The organism is Salipiger mucosus DSM 16094 (assembly GCF_000442255.1).
Classification (GTDB): Bacteria; Pseudomonadota; Alphaproteobacteria; order Rhodobacterales; family Rhodobacteraceae; genus Salipiger; species Salipiger mucosus.
The window spans coordinates 253,155-270,741 of record NZ_KE557278.1 but is presented as its reverse complement, the minus strand read 5'-3'; the positions used below and the strand labels follow the sequence as shown (position 1 = coordinate 270,741).

18 protein-coding genes and 1 pseudogene are annotated in these 17,587 nt (G+C 70.7%); 5 read left to right on the top strand and 14 right to left on the bottom strand.

The annotated features are described in order from the left end of the window. The 8 genes and pseudogenes from SALMUC_RS31200 to mutY form a co-directional block, all read right to left on the bottom strand. Positions 1 to 382 (bottom strand): annotated as a pseudogene (locus tag SALMUC_RS31200) (SPOR domain-containing protein); the annotation flags it as partial. Positions 383 to 452: 70 nt separating this feature from the next. Beyond that, complete coding sequence (gene upp, locus SALMUC_RS16960) at positions 453 to 1,085, bottom strand: uracil phosphoribosyltransferase (RefSeq protein WP_020038405.1); 633 nt, start codon at positions 1,083 to 1,085, stop codon at positions 453 to 455. Beyond that, positions 1,082 to 2,086 carry an adenosine deaminase gene (locus tag SALMUC_RS16955; protein WP_020038406.1) on the bottom strand — a complete coding sequence of 335 codons (1,005 nt, stop codon included), beginning with the start codon at positions 2,084 to 2,086 and terminating at the stop codon, positions 1,082 to 1,084. The genes upp and SALMUC_RS16955 overlap by 4 nt, the downstream gene beginning before the upstream one ends. Further along, entirely contained in the window at positions 2,086 to 3,291 is a 1,206-nt protein-coding gene (locus SALMUC_RS16950; protein ID WP_020038407.1) for a phosphopentomutase, read from the bottom strand. The genes SALMUC_RS16955 and SALMUC_RS16950 overlap by 1 nt, the downstream gene beginning before the upstream one ends. Beyond that, positions 3,288 to 4,577: a thymidine phosphorylase gene (locus SALMUC_RS16945; RefSeq protein ID WP_020038408.1), complete on the bottom strand. Its 1,290-nt coding sequence runs from the start codon at positions 4,575 to 4,577 to the stop codon at positions 3,288 to 3,290. The genes SALMUC_RS16950 and SALMUC_RS16945 overlap by 4 nt, the downstream gene beginning before the upstream one ends. After that, entirely contained in the window at positions 4,577 to 4,969 is a 393-nt protein-coding gene (locus tag SALMUC_RS16940; RefSeq protein WP_020038409.1) for a cytidine deaminase, read from the bottom strand. The genes SALMUC_RS16945 and SALMUC_RS16940 overlap by 1 nt, the downstream gene beginning before the upstream one ends. Before the next feature lie 215 nt (positions 4,970 to 5,184). Beyond that, complete coding sequence (locus SALMUC_RS16935; RefSeq protein ID WP_020038410.1) at positions 5,185 to 6,327, bottom strand: alkane 1-monooxygenase; 1,143 nt, start codon at positions 6,325 to 6,327, stop codon at positions 5,185 to 5,187. 66 nt (positions 6,328 to 6,393) lie between these two features. Then, positions 6,394 to 7,440, bottom strand: coding sequence for an A/G-specific adenine glycosylase (gene mutY, locus SALMUC_RS16930; protein ID WP_020038411.1), 1,047 nt, complete (start codon positions 7,438 to 7,440; stop codon positions 6,394 to 6,396). Between the two features lie 87 nt (positions 7,441 to 7,527). Here mutY and SALMUC_RS16925 point away from each other — a divergent pair, with 87 nt between their 5' ends. The 3 genes from SALMUC_RS16925 to SALMUC_RS16915 are packed head-to-tail and all read left to right on the top strand — an operon-like array spanning position 7,528 to position 9,868. Next, positions 7,528 to 8,034 carry a DUF721 domain-containing protein gene (locus SALMUC_RS16925; protein WP_020038412.1) on the top strand — a complete coding sequence of 169 codons (507 nt, stop codon included), beginning with the start codon at positions 7,528 to 7,530 and terminating at the stop codon, positions 8,032 to 8,034. A gap of 32 nt (positions 8,035 to 8,066) precedes the next feature. After that, positions 8,067 to 8,750: a DsbA family protein gene (locus SALMUC_RS16920; RefSeq protein WP_020038413.1), complete on the top strand. Its 684-nt coding sequence runs from the start codon at positions 8,067 to 8,069 to the stop codon at positions 8,748 to 8,750. Further along, entirely contained in the window at positions 8,747 to 9,868 is a 1,122-nt protein-coding gene (locus SALMUC_RS16915; protein ID WP_020038414.1) for a CaiB/BaiF CoA transferase family protein, read from the top strand. The genes SALMUC_RS16920 and SALMUC_RS16915 overlap by 4 nt, the downstream gene beginning before the upstream one ends. Before the next feature lie 34 nt (positions 9,869 to 9,902). Here the strand turns inward: SALMUC_RS16915 and SALMUC_RS16910 are convergent, their stop codons facing one another. The 6 genes from SALMUC_RS16910 to ubiA form a co-directional block, all read right to left on the bottom strand. After that, complete coding sequence (locus SALMUC_RS16910; protein WP_020038415.1) at positions 9,903 to 11,027, bottom strand: saccharopine dehydrogenase family protein; 1,125 nt, start codon at positions 11,025 to 11,027, stop codon at positions 9,903 to 9,905. After that, positions 11,024 to 12,085, bottom strand: a complete 1,062-nt coding sequence (locus SALMUC_RS16905) for a saccharopine dehydrogenase (protein ID WP_020038416.1) — start codon at positions 12,083 to 12,085, stop codon at positions 11,024 to 11,026. Before SALMUC_RS16905 ends, SALMUC_RS16910 begins: the two co-directional genes overlap by 4 nt. Before the next feature lie 63 nt (positions 12,086 to 12,148). Then, on the bottom strand, positions 12,149 to 12,802 hold the full coding sequence (locus SALMUC_RS16900; RefSeq protein WP_020038417.1) for a histidine phosphatase family protein: 654 nt from the start codon (positions 12,800 to 12,802) through the stop codon (positions 12,149 to 12,151). A 191-nt stretch (positions 12,803 to 12,993) separates the two neighbouring features. Next, positions 12,994 to 13,323 (bottom strand): hypothetical protein, encoded by a 330-nt coding sequence (locus SALMUC_RS16895; RefSeq protein WP_020038418.1) that lies wholly within the window; start codon positions 13,321 to 13,323, stop codon positions 12,994 to 12,996. Further along, a complete protein-coding gene (locus tag SALMUC_RS16890; protein ID WP_020038419.1) occupies positions 13,320 to 15,245 on the bottom strand; it encodes an OmpA family protein in 1,926 nt (641 codons plus the stop codon). The genes SALMUC_RS16895 and SALMUC_RS16890 overlap by 4 nt, the downstream gene beginning before the upstream one ends. 62 nt (positions 15,246 to 15,307) lie before the next feature. Then, positions 15,308 to 16,276 (bottom strand): 4-hydroxybenzoate octaprenyltransferase, encoded by a 969-nt coding sequence (gene ubiA, locus SALMUC_RS16885; RefSeq protein ID WP_021120542.1) that lies wholly within the window; start codon positions 16,274 to 16,276, stop codon positions 15,308 to 15,310. Positions 16,277 to 16,288: 12 nt separating this feature from the next. Between ubiA and SALMUC_RS16880 the strand changes: the two genes are divergently transcribed. Together SALMUC_RS16880 and SALMUC_RS16875 are read left to right on the top strand one after the other, a co-directional pair. Continuing rightward, complete coding sequence (locus SALMUC_RS16880; protein WP_037372149.1) at positions 16,289 to 17,014, top strand: 16S rRNA (uracil(1498)-N(3))-methyltransferase; 726 nt, start codon at positions 16,289 to 16,291, stop codon at positions 17,012 to 17,014. Beyond that, positions 17,011 to 17,535 carry a hypothetical protein gene (locus tag SALMUC_RS16875; protein ID WP_020038422.1) on the top strand — a complete coding sequence of 175 codons (525 nt, stop codon included), beginning with the start codon at positions 17,011 to 17,013 and terminating at the stop codon, positions 17,533 to 17,535. The genes SALMUC_RS16880 and SALMUC_RS16875 overlap by 4 nt, the downstream gene beginning before the upstream one ends. Positions 17,536 to 17,587 lie beyond the last annotated feature (52 nt).

Here is a 17,587-nt window from a genome sequence, read left to right as displayed (position 1 = left end):
GCGCGGGCTGAGGCTTCGGCTTGGCCGCCGGCGGCTCGGGCTCCGGCGCAGGCGCCGGGGGCGGTGCGGGTTGAGGCTCGGGGTCGGCGCTCGCGGTGCGCGCGCCATCCAGCGAGGGCGAATAGCCGCAGACCTGGTCGCGGTCGCGGGTCACGCGCGGCACCCAGATCACGTTGCCGTCGAAGCCCGCGCGCACGAAGACGCAGCCCCGGCTGTCGACATACTGCCTGCCCTGGTAGCCGGCCGGCGGCTGCTCGGCCGGGCGGTCGATCGTCGCGATCCCCTGTGCCGCACCCGCGGCCGCCTGGGCCTGCGCCTGTGCCGCGCCGAGCCCGGACAGGGCCACCGTCGCGGCAAGGATCGTCAGTCTTGTCAGAACCATGTCCGCCCCCACAGATACACGGAGGCGAGCATGCAACAGGAGCTCGGGCACTGTAAAGCGCCCTGTCGGCTCATTTAGTGCCGTACATGCGGTCGCCCGCATCCCCTAGGCCCGGAACGATGTAACCCTTCTCGTTCAGGCACTCGTCCACGGCCGCCGTGACAACGGGCACGTCGGGGTGCGCCTCCTTCATGCGGGCCACGCCCTCGGGCGCCGCCAGCAGGCAGAGGAAGCGGATGTCGCGCGCGCCCGCCTGCTTGAGCAGGTCGATCGCCGCGGCCGAGGAATTGCCGGTCGCGAGCATCGGGTCGACCACGATCACCAGCCGGTCCTCGAGGTGCTGCGGCACCTTGAAGTAGTATTGCACCGGCTGCAGCGTTTCCTCGTCGCGGTAGAGACCGACAAAGCCCACGCGGGCGGCCGGCACCAGCTCGAGGATGCCGTCGAGCAGGCCGTTGCCCGCCCGCAGGATCGAGACCAGCACCAGTTTCTTGCCCTCGATCACCGGCGCGTCCATTTCCTGCAGCGGCGTCTCGATCCGCTTGGTGCCGGTCGGCAGATGATGGGTGACCTCGTAGGCCAGCAGGTGGCTGATCTCGCGCAGCAGCTGGCGGAAGGAGGCGGTCGAGGTATGCTTCTCCCGCATCAGCGTCAGCTTGTGCTGCACCAGCGGGTGGTCGACGACGGTCAGGTGCTCGGTCATGGGCGCTCCAGTCTCTTTCTGATCCCCGCGCGGGTGGCCTCGTCGCAGAACGCGGCCTCGGCGGCGGTGACGGCGATATCCTCGAACACCTCTTCGGTCCAGCCGAAGGCGTGCGCAAGCGCTTCGTATTCATCGGCCATGCTGGTGTGGAAGAATGGCGGGTCGTCGGTCGAAATGGTGAGTTTCACGCCCTTCCGGCGCAGTTTATCGACGGGATGCGCGGCGATCCTCGGGTAGACCCCGAGCGTCACGTTGGACCCGGGGCAGACCTCGAGGACAATCCCCTTCTCCACAAGGATATCCACAACCTCCGGATCCTCGATGGCGCGCACGCCGTGGCCGATGCGCGCGACCCGCAGGTCGCGGACCGCCTCGCGGACCTCGCGCGCGCCGCGCCATTCCCCGGCATGGGTGGTGAGGTTCAGCTCGGCCTCCCGCGCCATGTCGAAGGACCAGGCGAAGTCCTTCTGGTGGCCGCGGTTCTCGTCGCCCGCCATGCCGAAGCCCGTCAGCCAGTCGCCCGCCGTCTCGGCGGCGCAGAGGGCCGCGCGTTTCGCGCGGTCGGGGCCGAAATGCCGGATACAGGTGACGATGCCGCGCATGGTGATGCCAAGATCGCGCTCGGCCTCATCGGCCGCCTCGCGGATGGCGGCAAGGTACTCGCGCCAGGCGCCCAGGTCGCCGCCGCCGCAGAAATCGGGCGACAGGAAGCTCTCGGTGTAGATCACGCCGCTTGCCGCGCTTTCCTCGAGCACGGCCCGGGTCAGGCGGGCGTAGTCCTCGGGCGATTTCAGAACCGAGGTCGCGGCCTCGTAGACCGTCAGGAAGTGCACGAAATCGCCGTAGTCGTAGGAGCCGTCGGGCCGGAAGATATGGTCCACCCGCACCGATTTTTCCCGCGCGAGCCGGCGGATGAAATCGGGCGGCGCCGCGCCCTCCAGGTGCAGGTGCAGCTCGACCTTGGGCAGCGCCCGGATCGCCGCGATTTGCTCTTCATCCATCACAGGAAGGACCTCCCCGGACCCGTCGATCTCGCACCCAGATGCGCCGCCACGCTGGCGCCCACGTCGGCAAAGGCGAGCTGCCCGAGCGCGCCCGCGCCACGGCCGGCGACCAGCACCGGCACGCGTTCGCGCGTGTGGTCGGTGCCGGCCCAGGTCGGATCGTTGCCGTGATCGGCGGTCAGGACCAGAATGTCGTCATCGCGCAGGCGCGGCAGCAAGGCGCCCAGCCCCGCGTCGAACCATTCCAGCGCCCGGGCATAGCCCGCCACGTCGCGGCGGTGCCCGTAAAGGCTGTCGAACTCCACGAAATTCGCGAAGGTGAGCGAGCCGTCCCCGGCGGTGTCCACCAACCGGCCCATGTGCTCCATCAGCGTGGCATCGTCGCCCTTGTGCACCTCGTCGATGCCCTCCATCGAGAAGATGTCGCCGATCTTGCCCACCGCGTGCACCCGCCCCCCGGCATCCTGCACCCAGTTGGTGAGCACCGGCTCCGGCGGGCGGATGGCATAGTCGTGCCGGTTTCCGGTGCGCCGGAAGGCCCCCGGCTCGCCCACGAAGGGCCTGGCGATCACGCGCCCGACCTTCATCTCGTGCAGCGTCGGCGCGATCCGCGCGCAGAGCTCCAGCAGCCGGTCGAGCCCGAAGCTCTCCTCGTGCGCCGCGATCTGGAACACGCTGTCGGCCGAGGTGTAGCAGATGGGCCAGCCGGTCCGCAGGTGCTCGGCCCCGAAGCGTTCGAGCATCACCGTGCCCGAGCCATGGCAATTGGCCAGCGTGCCCTCGGTGCCCGCGAGCTCGCAGACGCGGTCCGTCAGCGTTTGCGGAAAGGCGGGCTGCGTGTCGGGGAAGTAGTGCCAGTCCCAGGGCACCGGCAGGCCCGCCAGTTCCCAGTGCCCGGATGGCGTGTCCTTGCCCTTCGAGACCTCGCTTGCCGCGCCCCAAAGACCCTCGGGTGCCGCTCCCAGTCCCGGCGCCTCGATCCCGCTCGCCAACCGCAGCGCCGCGCCCAGCCCGAGGCGGTCCATGACCGGCAGGCGCAGCGGCCCGCTGCGGCCCTCGTCGGCCTCGCCCCGCGCGCAGGCCTGCGCGATGTGACCAAGGGTGTTCGCGCCGGTGTCCGGCGTGCCGTCGTTGAAGAAGGCCCCGGCATCCGGCGCGCCGCCGATGCCGACGGAATCCATCACGACAAGGAACGCCCTCATCCGATGCGCTCCCGCACCAGCGGGCCGACCTCGGGCGCGCGGCCCAGCGTTATGGCCTGCTGCACCACCTGCGCGGCGGCGTCGGCCTGGTCCTCGCGCGCGGCATGGACGCGGGCCAGCACCTGCCCGCGCTCGACGCGCTCGCCCAGCCGCACCACCTCCGACAGGCCCACCGCCGGGTCGATCATGTCGGTCTGCACGGTGCGGCCGCCGCCCAGCCGCACCACCGCGAGCCCCAGTGCCTCGCCGTCGATCGCCGCCACTTGGCCCGCCGCCGGCGCGGGCACCTCGCGGATCACCGTCGCCTCGGGCAGGTAGCGCGACCAGCTCTCGACGAAGTCCGAAGGCCCGCCCAGCCCGCTCACCATGCGCCCCATGCGCTCGGCCGCGGCGCCCGAGGCGATGGCCTCTCGCAGCTTCGCCTCGGCCCCGCTCACGCCCGCGCCCTCCAGTGCGGCACCGCCCAGCGCCACGGCCAGCTCCAGCAGCGGCCCCTCGGCCAGGCCGGTCAGCACCTCCATGGCGCTCTGCACCTCCAGTGCGTTGCCCATTGCCGGGGCGACGGGCTGGTTCATGTCGGTGACGAAGGCCGTGGTCGGACACCCCGCCGCCCGCGCGGTCGAGACCAGCGCCTCGGCCACCGCCCGCGCCTCGGAGGCGGTCTTCATGAAGGCGCCCGAGCCCAGCTTGACGTCCAGCACGAGGCCGTCGAGGCCGGCAGCCAGCTTCTTGGAGAGGATCGAGGCGCAGATGAGGTCGAGGCTTTCGACCGTCGCGGTGACATCGCGCACGGCATAGAGCCGCCGGTCCGCCGGCGCGATCTCGGCCGAGGCCGAGACGATGGCGCAGCCCGCCTCGCGGATCACTCGATCGAAACGCGCGGCATCGGGTTCCACGACATAGCCCGGGATCGCATCCAGCTTGTCGAGCGTGCCGCCGGTATGGCCCAGCCCGCGCCCCGAGATCATCGGCACGTAGGCACCGCAGGCCGCCAGCGCCGGCGCCAGCACGAGGCTCACGCAGTCGCCCACGCCGCCCGTGGAATGCTTGTCCAGCACCGGCCCGTCGAGATCCCAGCGCATGACATGCCCCGAATCGCGCATCGCCAGCGTGAGCGCCACGCGCTCCTCCTCGCCGAGGCCCCGCAGACAGACGCCCATGGCAAAGGCCCCGGCCTGCGCGTCGCTCACCGTGCCGTCGGCCAGCCCGGCCGCGAACCAGCGCATGGCCTCGACGCCCGGCGCCTCGCCCCGGCGCAGCGCCGCGATCACCGTCCGTGCATCCATCAGGCGCGGTCCATGTGGACGTCGCCGAAGGCACCGGGCAAAAGCGCCTCGACCGTGGTCTCCAGCGTCGCGCCGTCGATGGTGGCCAGCGTCACCTTGGCCTCCCCGCGCGCGAATTCTGCCAGCTTCTGCCGGCAGCCGCCGCAGGGCGGCACCGGGTGCGCGGCATCCGCGATGACGTAGGCCTCCTCGATCTCCGTCTCGCCGGCGGCCACCATGGCCGCGATGGCCCCCGCCTCGGCGCAGGTGCCCTCGGGGTAGGCCACGTTCTCGACGTTGCACCCGGCATAGATCGTGCCCGAGGGCGCGCGCAGCGCCGCCCCCACCTTGAACCGCGAATAGGGGGCGTAGGCGTTCTCGCGCACCGCGCGCGCGGCATGCTCCAGGGTCATGGGGGTCCTCCGGCAACCGAATGGAGCCCCAATGTCGCCAAGCCGCCCCCCGGTTTCAAGAGCGCTTTGCGCAACGTCGCAGGCACCGCGCCCATGCTTCTTCTTGGTCCAAATACGCGCAGGTGAATTGCCCCGCAGGGGCAAGAGGGGCGCAGCCCCTTGAAGCGCGGCCGAAGGCCGCGCCGGTCGGACCGGCAGGGCCGATCCGAAACCGCTCAGGCGGCGCCGCGCGGCAGCGGTGTGGCGCCACGGTCGTAGGGCGTCCAGTCCTCGATGTCGGGGTAGCGATCCCGCCGCCAGGCCCGCACGCGGGGGTTCATGATCCGCCGCCAGAGCGGCGGCACCATGGCCGCCATGGTCATGACCGGATAGCCGTAGGGCAGCTGTGGCGCCTCGCGCTCGGAATAGGTCTGCAGCAATGGAAAGCGCCGGTCGGGCTTGTAGTGATGGTCCGAGTGGCGCTGCAGGTTGATGAGCAGCCAGTTCGTCGCCCGGTGCGCGGCATTCCACGAATGGTGCGGCTTCACGTGCTCGTAGCGCCCCTCCCCCAGGTACCGGCGGGTCAGAGCGTAGTGCTCGACGTAGTTCGTGAGTTCCAGCTGCCAGATCGCCACCCCGGCCTGCACCGCAAAGAACAACAGCCCGGTCCAGCCGCCCAGAACCGCCGCGAGCGCCAGCATCGCCAGTTGCAGCACCGCATAGGTCCAGAAGGGGTTGCGCCGGTGCCACCGGGGCAGCCCGCGCCGCGCGAGCAGCGCCGCCTCGGCGCGGAAGGCAGAGACCGGGCAGTCGCGCAGCACGCGGGCGTAGTAGCGGTGGAACCCCTCGTTGTAGCGCGCGGTCACCGGGTCGCGCGGCGTGCCGACCCAGACGTGGTGCACCAGCAGGTGCTCGGAGCGGAAATGCGCGTAGAGCACCATGGCCAGCAGCCAGTCCCCCAGCCGCCGCTCGAGCCGGTTGCGCTGGTGCAGCAGCTCGTGGGCATAGACGATCCCCACCGTGCCGGTCATCACGCCCGTGCCGAAGAAGACGCCGAACAGCTCCCACCCGCCCAGGTGATCGGCGCGCCCGACGTACCAGATCAGCGAGAAGAGCGTCGCGAACTGCACCGGAACCCAGAGCATCACGCCCAGCCGGTACCAGGTCAGGTCCGCCGGATCGGTCTGCGGGTCGGCATTCTCCTCGTTGAGCCCCAGCGCCGCGTCGAGCGCCGAGAAGAGATACCATGTCACCAGCGGCGGCAGCACGCCCCACCAGCCGCCCTGCACCGCGCCCAGCCAGACCAGGACCGGCAGGGCATAGACCATCCAGAAGGGCATCGCCGAGGTGATGCGAGCCAGTTTTTCGGGTGCGATCATGCGCCTGCTCCGTTTCGCGCGATCCTGCCAGCGCGGGCGGCCCGCGTCACCGTGGCACGATGCCCGTCAGCCGCCGCGCGCAAGGTCGAAGGCCTTGCGCATCACCGTTGGCAGATCGCCGGGGCGGAAATCGGACGATTCGATGAAATCGCCGCGGCAGGGCGCGCGGTCCATGGGCACCAGCGCCGTGCGCAGGGTCAGCCGCAGGTGGAAGTGCGTGAAGGTGTGCCGGGCCTCTGCCTCGATGGTCTTCCACTCGGCGCGGATCGGCGGCGCCTCCTGCGGGTCGTCGCCCCAGTCGCTGCCGGGCCAGCCGAGCATGCCCCCCAGCAGCCCCTTGTCCGGCCGCCGTTCCAGCAGCCAGGCCCCGTCGACCCGCCGCGCGAGGTAGGCGATGCCGTGGCGCACCGGCTTGCGTTTCTTCGGCGCCTTCTTCGGCAGCTCGGCCATGGTGCCTGCCTCCCAGGCCGCGCAGGCACCGCGCCAGGGGCAGAGCCCGCAGGCCGGGTTGCGCGGCGTGCAGATCGTCGCGCCCAGGTCCATGACCGCCTGCGCGTAGTCGCCGGGCCGCGCGTCGGGCGTCAGGGCGGCGGCCATCTCGGTCAGCACGGGCTTGGCCTGCGGCAGCGGCGTATGCTCGTCGTGGACCCGGGCCATGACGCGCTCGACGTTGCCGTCGACGACCGTTGCCGGGATGTCGAAGGCGATGGCCGCCACCGCGCCAGCCGTGTAGGGGCCGACCCCCGGCAGCGCCAGCAGGCCCTCGTGGCTTGCGGGAAAGACGCCGCCGTGCTCTTCGGCCACCACGCGGGCGCATTTCAGCAGGTTGCGCGCCCGCGCGTAGTAGCCGAGCCCCGCCCAGGCGGCCATGACGTCGGCATCCTCGGCGGCCGCGAGGTCGACGACGGTGGGCCAGCGTGCGGTGAAGGCCTCGAAATAGGGCTTCACCGCCGGCACGGTGGTCTGCTGCAGCATGATCTCGGAGAGCCACACGCGGTAGGGGTCGGGCCGCAGGCCGGCCGCCCGCGCACGCGGACCGATCCGCCACGGCAGGTCGCGCGCGTGTCGGTCATACCATTCCAGAAGCTCGGCGGCGCGGGGCGCGTCACGCAAGGCTGACATTCCCTTGATCTTGTGATTCCGGGCTGGCGCCCGCATGTGCGCCCACTAGAATAGCGCCGAGCAGGGGGATTCAAGACGATGCGCCACAAGGGTTCGACCTACGGCTTCAAGCAGACGGGCGGCTTGCTCAAGTCGCGCATCCGCAATGCCAGCGAATCCCGAGGCTTCGCCCAATCGCGGCTGCTGACCCACTGGGACGAGATCGCGGGCGAGGACATGGCCGCCATCTCGCGCCCGGTCGACATCAGCTATGGCCGCGGCGGCATGGGTGCCACACTGACCCTGCTCACGACAGGCGCCAATGCCCCGATGCTCGAGATGCAGAAGGAGCCGCTGCGCCAGCGCGTCAACGCCGTTTATGGCTACAACGCCATTGCACGCATCCGCGTCACCCAGACCGCGGCCACCGGCTTTGCCGAGGGACAGGTCGCCTTCGGCGGCCCGCCGAAGCGCGAGAAAACGTCCCGGCCCGCACCCGAGGTCGCCGCCGAGGCGCATCACGTGGCCGAGGGCGTGGCCGACGACGGCCTGCGCTCGGCCCTTGAACGCCTGGCCGCGAACGTCATAACCAAGGCGCGGGGCTGACGCCTCGCCCGAGCAGACACGAAGGACACCGCATGACACGTTTCCTGACCACCGCCGCGCTCGCGGCCGTTTTCTCCGCCGGTGGCGGCGCGCTCCTGACGCAGGCCACGGCGCCTGACGGCGCGCGGACCGCCCTGACCGGGGCCGCCAGCGCCCAGGAGGCCGAGGCTTCGGAAAGCGCCGCCGAGGTCACCGAGATGGTCATGGGCGACGCCGACGCGCCGGTCGAGGTGATCGAGTACGGCTCCTTCACCTGCCCGCACTGCGCCCGCTTCGCCACCGACGTGATGCCGCAGATCGAGGAGAACTACATCGAGACCGGCAAGGTGAAGTTCATTCACCGCGAGGTCTACTTCGACAAGTACGGCATGTGGGCCTCGCTGGTGGCGCGCTGCGGCGGGCAGGAGAAATACTTCGGCATCGCCGACATGATCTACTCCACGCAGAACGAGTGGGTCCGCCAGGACAGCGAGGCGGGCATCGCGGACGGGCTGCGCAAGATCGGCCTCATGGCCGGCATCGGGCAGGAGAAACTCGACGCCTGCATGCAGGACGGCGAGAAGCTGCGCACACTGGTCGAATGGTACCAGGAGAACGCCACCCGGGACGGCATCGAGTCGACGCCCTCCTTCATGATCGACGGCGAACTCTACTCCAACATGCCCTACGACGAATTCGCCGAGATCCTGGACGAACGCGTCGCCGCAGCGGAATGAGCGCTGCACCGCGCGGCCCGCTCGAGGGCGTCAAGGTCGTCGAACTGGCACGCATCCTGGCCGGCCCCTGGGCCGGCCAGGTTCTTGCGGACCTCGGCGCCGAAGTCACCAAGATCGAGGCGGACCGCGGCGACGACACGCGCCAGTGGGGCCCGCCCTTCATCGACCGCGAGGGCGACCGTTCGGCCGCCTACTTCCACTGCTGCAACCGGGGCAAGTACTCGGTCGTGATCGACATCGCGACCCCCGAGGGGCAGGAGCAGGTGCGCGAGATGGTGCGCGGCGCCGATATCCTGATCGAGAACTTCAAGGTTGGCGGGCTGGCGAAATACGGGCTCGACTACGCCTCGCTGGCGCAGGTGAACCCCGGGCTGATCTACTGCTCGATCACCGGCTTCGGGCAGGACGGGCCCTATGCCCACCGCGCCGGCTATGACTACATCATCCAGGGCATGTCGGGCTTCATGTCGATCACCGGCAACCCCGAGGGGCAGCCGCAGCGCGCCGGTGTGGCGATCACCGATCTCTTCACAGGGCTCTACTCGGTCTCGGGCATCCTCGCCGCGCTGCACCAGCGCCACCGCACCGGGCGCGGCCAGCACCTCGACATGGCGCTGCTCGACTGCGCCGTCGCGGCCACGGCCAACCAGGCGATGAATTACCTCGCCACGGGCACGGCACCGGGGCGCACGGGCAACCTGCATCCCAACCTTTCGCCCTACCAGGTCTTTGACTGCGCCGACGGATACATCATCATCGCCACCGGCAACGATGCGCAGTACCGCCGTCTCTGCCGCCTGCTGAAGCTCGACGCGCTGGCCGAGGCGCCCGAGTACCTGACCAATGCCGACCGGGTCGCCAACCGCGACAGCCTCGCGGCACGGCTGAGCGCGGCGACGCAGACCTGGACCAAGGAGGCCCTGCTGCAGGGCTGCGAGGACGAGGGCATCCCGGCGGGCCCGATCAACGATCTCGAAGAGGTCATGGCCGACCCGCAGGTGCAGGCCCGCGGGCTGCAGATCACCCCCGAGGGCGTGCCCGGCGTGCGCTCGCCCTTCCGCTTCTCGGACGCCGAGCTGGTGCTCGACCGCGCCTCTCCGAAGCTGGGCAAAGGCTGAAAGCGGGGGCCGCCGCGCGGCGGCCCCGAAAGCCTCACATCTCGTCGACGCGGGTCAGGCGCTGCGCGAGCTTGTCGACCTCGCCCAGGAAGCGCGCGACCAGCTTGGGATCCGAAGGCGCCGCCGAGACGCCCGACGCGATCTCGCGGTTCAGCACCGCCTCGATCGCCAGCGACACCGGGATCGACACCAGCCGCCCCATGGCATTGCCGCGCGCGTCGCCCCATGCGTCCATCACCCAGGTCTTGTGCCAGACGGGAACCCCGCCCTTCTCGGCCTTGAGCGAGACGCAGAGCACCACGCGGTCGGGCTCGCCCTCCTCGTAGGCGTTCTTCTCGAGCAACTCGTCCGCCATCGCGGCCAGCCGCGCATCGTCGGCCGTCTCGACCTCGGCGAAGATCTCCTTCCAGGCCTCGGCCCAGCCGTTCAGCCGCAGCGTGCCGCGAACGAAGTCCTTCACCTGCCAGTCCGGGCCGAACCCGTATTCCGAGATGAAGGGGATCGAGTCGCGGTTCGGATAGACCTCGAAGGTCTCCGGCGGGTCGAGCGGCGCATCGTAGCGCCCCAGCGCGTCCCAGGGCCGCGAGACGTTCAGCTCCTCGAAATGCCGGATCGACCGCGAGGGCGAGCGCAGCGCCTTCAGCACGCCCACCGGCGCCCAGGAGAACTTGTAGCGGAAGGCATTGGGGTTCTTGGGCACCCCGCCGCAGTAGGAGGTGAAGCTCAGGGCGTTGGCCTCGTCGAACTCCGGGCTCTCGCGGTAGGCGCGCACCAGGTCATGCGCCATGAGGTGGTCGATGCCCGGGTCGAGCCCGACCTCGTTGACCAGCGCGACGCCCGCGGCCTTCGCCTTGTCCTCGAGCGCGCGCATCTCGGGCGCGATGTAGCTCGACGAGACGAAATGCGCGCCCTTGCCGATGGCCATCTCGGCCAGCGGTGCGTGCCAGTCCGCCGGCAGCATCGAGACCACGACATCGCCCGCGCCCAGCTCGGCGGCCAGTGCCTCGGGCTCGAAGACGCGGATCGCGTCTGTCAGGTCGCCCACCGCCTCGCGCGCCTTGGCCTCGGTCCGGTTCCAGACCGTCACCTCGTGCCCGGCCTCGATCAGCCGCCGCAGCCCCGGGATCGCCGAGAGCCCCGTTCCGCACCAATGTATCATCCGTCCTCCTTGGGCATGTGTTCCAGGAATGTCGCCCGCGCCCGGCCCCAGACGCCCTGTTCAGGCGCATCAAGCGCCTTCAGGTGCGGCAGAAGCTGCGCGGCGAAATCCTCGCTGCTCTCCAGCGGCAGCAGCGAGGGCAGGTTGTCGATGGCCATGACGTCGAGCGGCGGATCCTCGTGCACGCGCACCACCGGCGCGGCCCAGGTCGTCTCGTGGTCGTAGACCTTCACGGGCGAAAAGTCGCTCTGCGGATCGCAGGCGATGTCGCCGATGGCGGTCAGCCGGCGCGCGGCGCGCGCCGCCTCAGCCGGCACGAAGACCGGTGTTCCGGGCCGCGCCAGGATGCAGTTGAGGAAAATCTCGTGCTCCAGCACCTCCGGGAAGGGTCCGCCATGCGCGGTCTCGGCCAGGTCCCACTGCGTGACCTCGAGCCCGGCCTTGTGGCAGAGGTCCGTGGCCCCCGTTCCCACGCGCCCCAGCGCGCCGATCACCAGCGCGCGCGGCGGATGCCCCCCGGCGCGCGCCAGCGCGTCCGAGACATCGCCCTCCATCGCCGCGGCATCGGGCCAGGTCGAGACCGGCGGACAGCTGCCCCCCGCCCGCTGCGCGGCCCTGGCCAGCAGCGTCACCGCGGCGCCCGCGTAGCCCGCCCAGTAGCCGAAGGCCGCGACGCGCCGCCCGTCCGGCTCGACCAGGTATTCCAGGTCATAGAGCGTGCCGCCCCCGGCAGCGAAGCGTTCCAGCAGCACGCGGCCGGCGGCCTGCCCCTTGTAGGCATGGCCGAACATGATGTGCCGGTGCCGCAGCGGCGTGCCGTCCTCGGGCAGCTCCTTCAGGCCGAAGACCATGGCGTCATCCGGCGCCTCCGGCCAGCTGCCCTCGGGCGCAATCTCGGCGCCCGCGGCGCGGTACGCCTCGATGCCGATGACGCGCGCGCGGCTCTCCTCGACGGTGACGCGAAAGCCGCGGGCCAGCAGCGCGGCCACGCCCTCGGGCGTCACGCCGACGCGCTCCTCGTTCGGGCGCGGCTCGGCGCGGACCCACAGATGTGTCATGCCAAAGGTCTCCCTGTTCCCGGCGCACACGCTAGCGCGTTCCCGAAGCGGGCGAAAGCGGGCTCACAGGTGGCTGCGCGCATGGGCGCGCTCCGGCGCCTCGAGATGCGGCACCGCGTTGAACAGCGTCAGCGCCAGCCCGGTCGCCAGCGGTTGGAACCGGTGCAGCGAGGAATTCTCGATCGCGAGGCAGGCATGCGCCAGCGACTGCATCCCCAGCCCCATGGTCACCCGCATCGCCATGCCGATGAGCCCGCCCGAAGTCACGACGATGGCCCGCCCCTGCCCGGCGGCAATCTCCTGCAAGACGTCGGAGACCCGCGCCTCGAAGGACTGGAAACTCTCCGGGGCCCCCTCGAGCCCACCCTCGCGCCAGACGGTGAAGAGCCGCGGCAGGTGCAGCACGAATTCCTCGCGGTCACCCGGGATCGTCACCCCGTGCTGCTCCGCGAAAAGCTGCGCCATGGTGAAATATTCCAGCTCGTTGAGCCGCGCGTCACGCACCACCTCGAAGTCCAGCGCCAACTCGCGCGCCGTCTCGACGTGCCGCTCCAGCGTGCCGCTGTAGGCCCGCGCGAAGCGTTCCCCGGTATCGTGCAGATGCTCCCCCAGCCAGCGCGCCTGGCAGCGGCCGAGATCGCTCAGCCGGTCGTAGGACGCCTCGTCGCGGGCCGCGGTATTGGCCTGGCCGTGGCGCACAAGCGTGACATGAGACATGGAACCCTTCCCCTTTCGCCGCGCTCATAGGCCCGGACACGGGCAAAAGGAAAGCACTCCCCGCAGCTTCTTCTTGGTCCAAGTACGCCGGGGAGTCGCGGCCTGCCGCGACGGGGCGGAGCCCCCACCGCCCGGCCGCGCCAAAGGCGCGGGCGGGCTGAAACACGGGCCGCGCCAGCGGCTCCGCAGGATCAGGCCGCGCCGCCCTGCCGGTCGATCCAGGCGCGCAGCTCCTCGGCCTCGTGGCGCGCCTCGCGCAGGCCCTCCATGGCCGCCGAAAGCTCCGCCTCGGTCTGCGCCAGCTGGTTGGTCAGCTCCGCCTCGCGCTGCTGCAGGTAGGTGATCGCCTGGTCGCGGGTCTCCTCGGCCTCGTGCAGCTCCTGGCTCATCCGCTCGAGCTGGTCCATGTCCGCCTGGCTCACCCGCTTGAAGCGATGCACGAGCCAGTTGGCGAACCAGCCCAGGCAGAAGGCCACGAAGAGAATGATCGCCGTTGCGATCACGAATTCCGTCCTGTTCATTCCTCGTCACCTTCCTGCGGTGCCGGCTCCTCCGCCGCATCCGCCGCCTCGCCGCCCTCGGCGGCGGGCTCTTCCATCTCTTCCAGGGTCGTCGGCTCCTCGGGCACGGGCTCCGGCTCGACAAGCCGGAACTCGATACGCCGGTTGGCCTCGCGCCCCGCCTCGGTGTCGTTGTCGGCGATCGGCTGCTCCTCGCCGTAGCCCGTCACGCGGTAGGCCGCGGTCAGCACCCGGCGGTTGCGCAGCGCCTCGAGCACGGCCTGCGCGCGCTCCTGGCTGAGCCGCTTGTTCATCGACTCGCGGCCCTGGCTGTCGGTGTGGCCCTGGATCTCGAGCGGGATGTCGCCGCAGACCTTCAGCAGCTCGGCCACCTCGTCCATGATGTCCTTCGCCGTGGGGTCGAGGTTGGCCGAGCCGGGCTCGAAGGTGATCTTGCGGTCGCCGATGATCTCGCGGATCTGCGCCACGCATTCCTCGGGCGTCGGGATCCCCAGCGTGGGGTCCAGCTTCTCCTGGTAGGTCACCTCGATCTCGAGCTCGGCCTCCTCGCCCAGCTGCTCGGCTAGCAAGGTGGCGATCTCGGCATTTGCCTCGGGGTTGCCGGTGTTGCCCGAGACGTGGACCAGGTCCGGCGTGACCCGCACGACGCCGTTCTCGAGCTCGCCCAGGGCCTCGAGCCCGGCCAGCACCCGCGTCGGCCAGGAGGCCGGCAGGTCGCCATCGACCCGCGCTGCGGTATAGACCACCTCGGAGCCGAAACGTGCCCTGGCAAAACTGTCCGCGGTCTGCCGCGTCATGTCCGAGCGCACCCGTCCGCGCAGCTGGACCGATCCCTCGGGGCTGAGCGTCGCGGTGAACTCGGGCGGACCGGCATCCTCGTCGTCGGGGGTCTCGGGCAGCACCGCCTTGAGCGCGAAAACCGGCGGCAGCCCGTTCTCGAGTTCGCCGACCACGCGGTCGAAAAGCGCCTCCGACGTGCCCTCGGGCACGAGCATCGCCACGTCGGCGTTGGAAAAGGTCACCGACCCGGCGCCGATCTCGGCGACCGCCGCGATGGCCATCTCTGCGGCCTCGGCCCACTCGCGCGAGGGCACGCCCAGGCCCAGCCGGCAGGTGGCCTCGCCAGAAAGCCCCGCCGCGCGGGCGGCCTCGAGGATACGTTCCCGCGTGTCCTGGGTATCGGCGGAACAGGCGTCGAACCGCGCACCCTCCTCGTCGATCACGAAGCGCAGCGCGAAGGGCGTGATCACCGGCCGCGGCGCCGAGACGTCGAGCGTCAGTTCCAGCTCTTCGGGCACCCGGCGCTTCAGCGCCGCCTCGAGTTCGCTGCGTTCCTCGCCGCTGTCCGTGGCCGCCTTGATGCGCACCGCGCCCGCCTCGACCGAGACCTTGGAGCGCGGCAGGTCCTCCAGCGCCATCGACGCGAAGCCCAGCGCCTCGTCCCAGCCCTCGGGCGCGGGGAAATCGGCGACTTCCAGCAGGTCGGCGACCTCCTCGTCCTCCTCGGCCAGCGCCTCGAGACCGTCAATCAGCTCGGCCCGGTCGGTGCTGGAGGGCACCAGCCCGATCACCGAAATTCCGCTTTCGTTGCGCAGGATCTCGACCGAGAAGCGCGGCGGGCGGATGTCCTCGGGCTCGGCCACGAGCATCTGGTCGATGACGCGGGCGGAATCGACGACCGTGGCCGCCACGGTCACCGCCTCGAAGCGGGACGCCTCGTCCGGCGCCGTGCCGATCAGGAAGACCTGAAGCCCGTCCACGTCGACCTCGGCCCAGTCCTTTTCCGCCATGTCCAGAGCCGTCTCGACCCCCTCTCGGGAGCTGTCCTCGATCAGCCGGACCGAGAAGACGGCGGCCAGCAGGCAGACCGCGGCGGCGGCGGCCAACGTGGCAAGCGGAATGGCGATTCTGGAAAGCCGCATATGCGCGTCGCTTCCTTTTTGGCTTTTCAAGTTCTGATACGCCCGCCAAACGGGCGGCGCAATCACGCGAGCAGGGCGGCAGCGAAAAACAGCACTGGCAAAAGGCCCGCGTCCCGGTTGGACCGGAACAGAGTGAGCAGCACCGAATCCTCGTTCATGTCGAGCTTCCGCATCTGCCAGACCATGTGCCAGCCCATGGCCCAGGGTCCGCCGATCAGGATCACCAGCGCGAGGATCTCGCCCCGCGGCGCGGCCAGAACCACGGCCAGCCCCATGAGCGCGACCGAGGCCACGAGGAAGCGCGACAGCCATTTCGGCGTGGCCGCGTCACCGAAGAGCCGCGCGGTGGACTTCACCCCGATGAGGGCGTCGTCCTCCTTGTCCTGGTGGGCGTAGATCGTGTCGTAGAAGAGCGTCCAGGCCATGCCAGCGAAGTAGAGCGCCAGCGCCGGCCACTCGAGCCGCCCGCTGTGCGCGGTCCAGGCCAGCAGCGCCCCCCAGTTGAAGGCGATGCCGAGGAAGATCTGCGGCCACCAGGTAAAGCGCTTGGCGAAGGGGTAGATCGCCACCGGCGCGAGCGACAGGATGCCCAGCCCGATGGCGGCGAGCGGGAAGGTCAGCAGGATGCAGAAGGCCACGAGCGACTGCGCCACCGCCCAGGCCAGCGCCTGCTTCGCGCTCACCGCCCCCGAGGGGATCGGCCGCGAGGCCGTCCGTGCGACCGAGCCGTCGATGTGGCGGTCGGTGATGTCGTTCCAGGTGCAGCCCGCGCCGCGCATCAGGATCGCGCCCAGCCCGCAGCCGGCAAAGATCCAGAGATCGAACCACCGCGCCTGCCCGTCATGCACCATCGACAGCAGCAGGCCCCACCAGCAGGGCAGCAGCAGCAGCCAGGTGCCGATCGGCCGGTCGAGTCGCGACAGCCGGAAATAGGGACGCGCCGCCTCGGGCGCCCAGCGGTCCACCCAGTTGCCCGTCACCGCGTCGGAAACACGTCCCTGCGGCTCTGGCGCCCGGTCCTCGTGGGTCATATGGTCTGCCTCATGGAAGCCAAGGTTCGACTGTTTGTAGATCACCCGCTGGGCGAGGGACAACCGGTGCCGCTGTCGCGCGCGCAGGCACACTATCTCTTTTCCGTGATGCGGCTGGGTCCCGGCGCGCCGGTCGCGCTCTTCAACGGGCGCGACGGAGAGTGGCGGGCCGAGGTCGAGGAGGCCGGCAAGAAGGCCGGCACGCTGGTCTGCGCCGAGGAGATCGGGCCGCAGGTCATGCCGCCGGATCTGTGGCTGCTCTTCGCGCCGGTGAAGAAGGCGCGCACCGATTTCATCGTCGAGAAGGCCGTCGAGCTGGGCGTGCGCCGCATCCTGCCGGTGCAGACGCGGTTCACCAATTCCGAGCGCATCCGGCAGGACCGCCTGCAGGCCCATGCCGTCGAGGCGGCCGAGCAATGCGGCGCCCGCTTCGTGCCCGAGGTCGCCGCACTGGCCAAGCTCGACGCGACGCTCGACGCCTGGCCCGACGAGCGCCGGCTGCTCTTCTGCGACGAGGCGCAGGCGGGTCCGGCAGCGCTGTCGGACACGCTGAGCGGGCCCGGCCCCTGGGCGGTGCTCATCGGGCCCGAAGGCGGCTTCGCCCCGCCCGAGCGCGAGCGGCTGCACCGCATGGAGCAGGCCCGCAGCATCGCGCTGGGACCGCGCATCCTGCGCGCGGACACCGCGGCGGTCGCGGCGCTGACGCTCTGGCAGGCGCACCTGGGAGACTGGACGTGATCCGCCCGGCCGCGCGCGCCGCGATCATGCGCTGGCACGAGGCGCTGGCGGGCGGGGCCGTGCTGGTGCTCGGCCTCTACTGGGGCTTTTTCACCGGCGGCGGGCTGCTGCACTGGATCGGCTACGCGGTGGCCTTGATCGGCGCCGTCCTGGTCGTCGCCGGCATCCAGCGCGGCCGTTTCCGGCGCGGCGGCGGCGGCGCGGGCATCGTGCAGGTCACCGAGGGGCGCATCGCCTATTTCGGCCCGCTCGACGGCGGCACCGCCGACGTGGCCGAGCTGCAGGCGCTCGTGCTCGACCCGACGGCCAGGCCGCCGCACTGGTTGCTGCACCGCGAGGATGCACCGCCCCTCGCGATCCCGCTCGACGCCGAGGGCGCCGACGCGCTCTTCGACGCCTTCGCCACCCTGCCCGGCCTCCGGACCGAGCGGATGCTGGCCGAAATGCGCGGCGGGGCCACCATGCCGGTGGTCGTCTGGGAGGCCGAGGCGCGCAAAACCGCACACCTCCGTCTGCATTGACAAGCACCGGCAATCGCCGCAGACCTGACCCTCAACGCTCTCGGAACGCCCC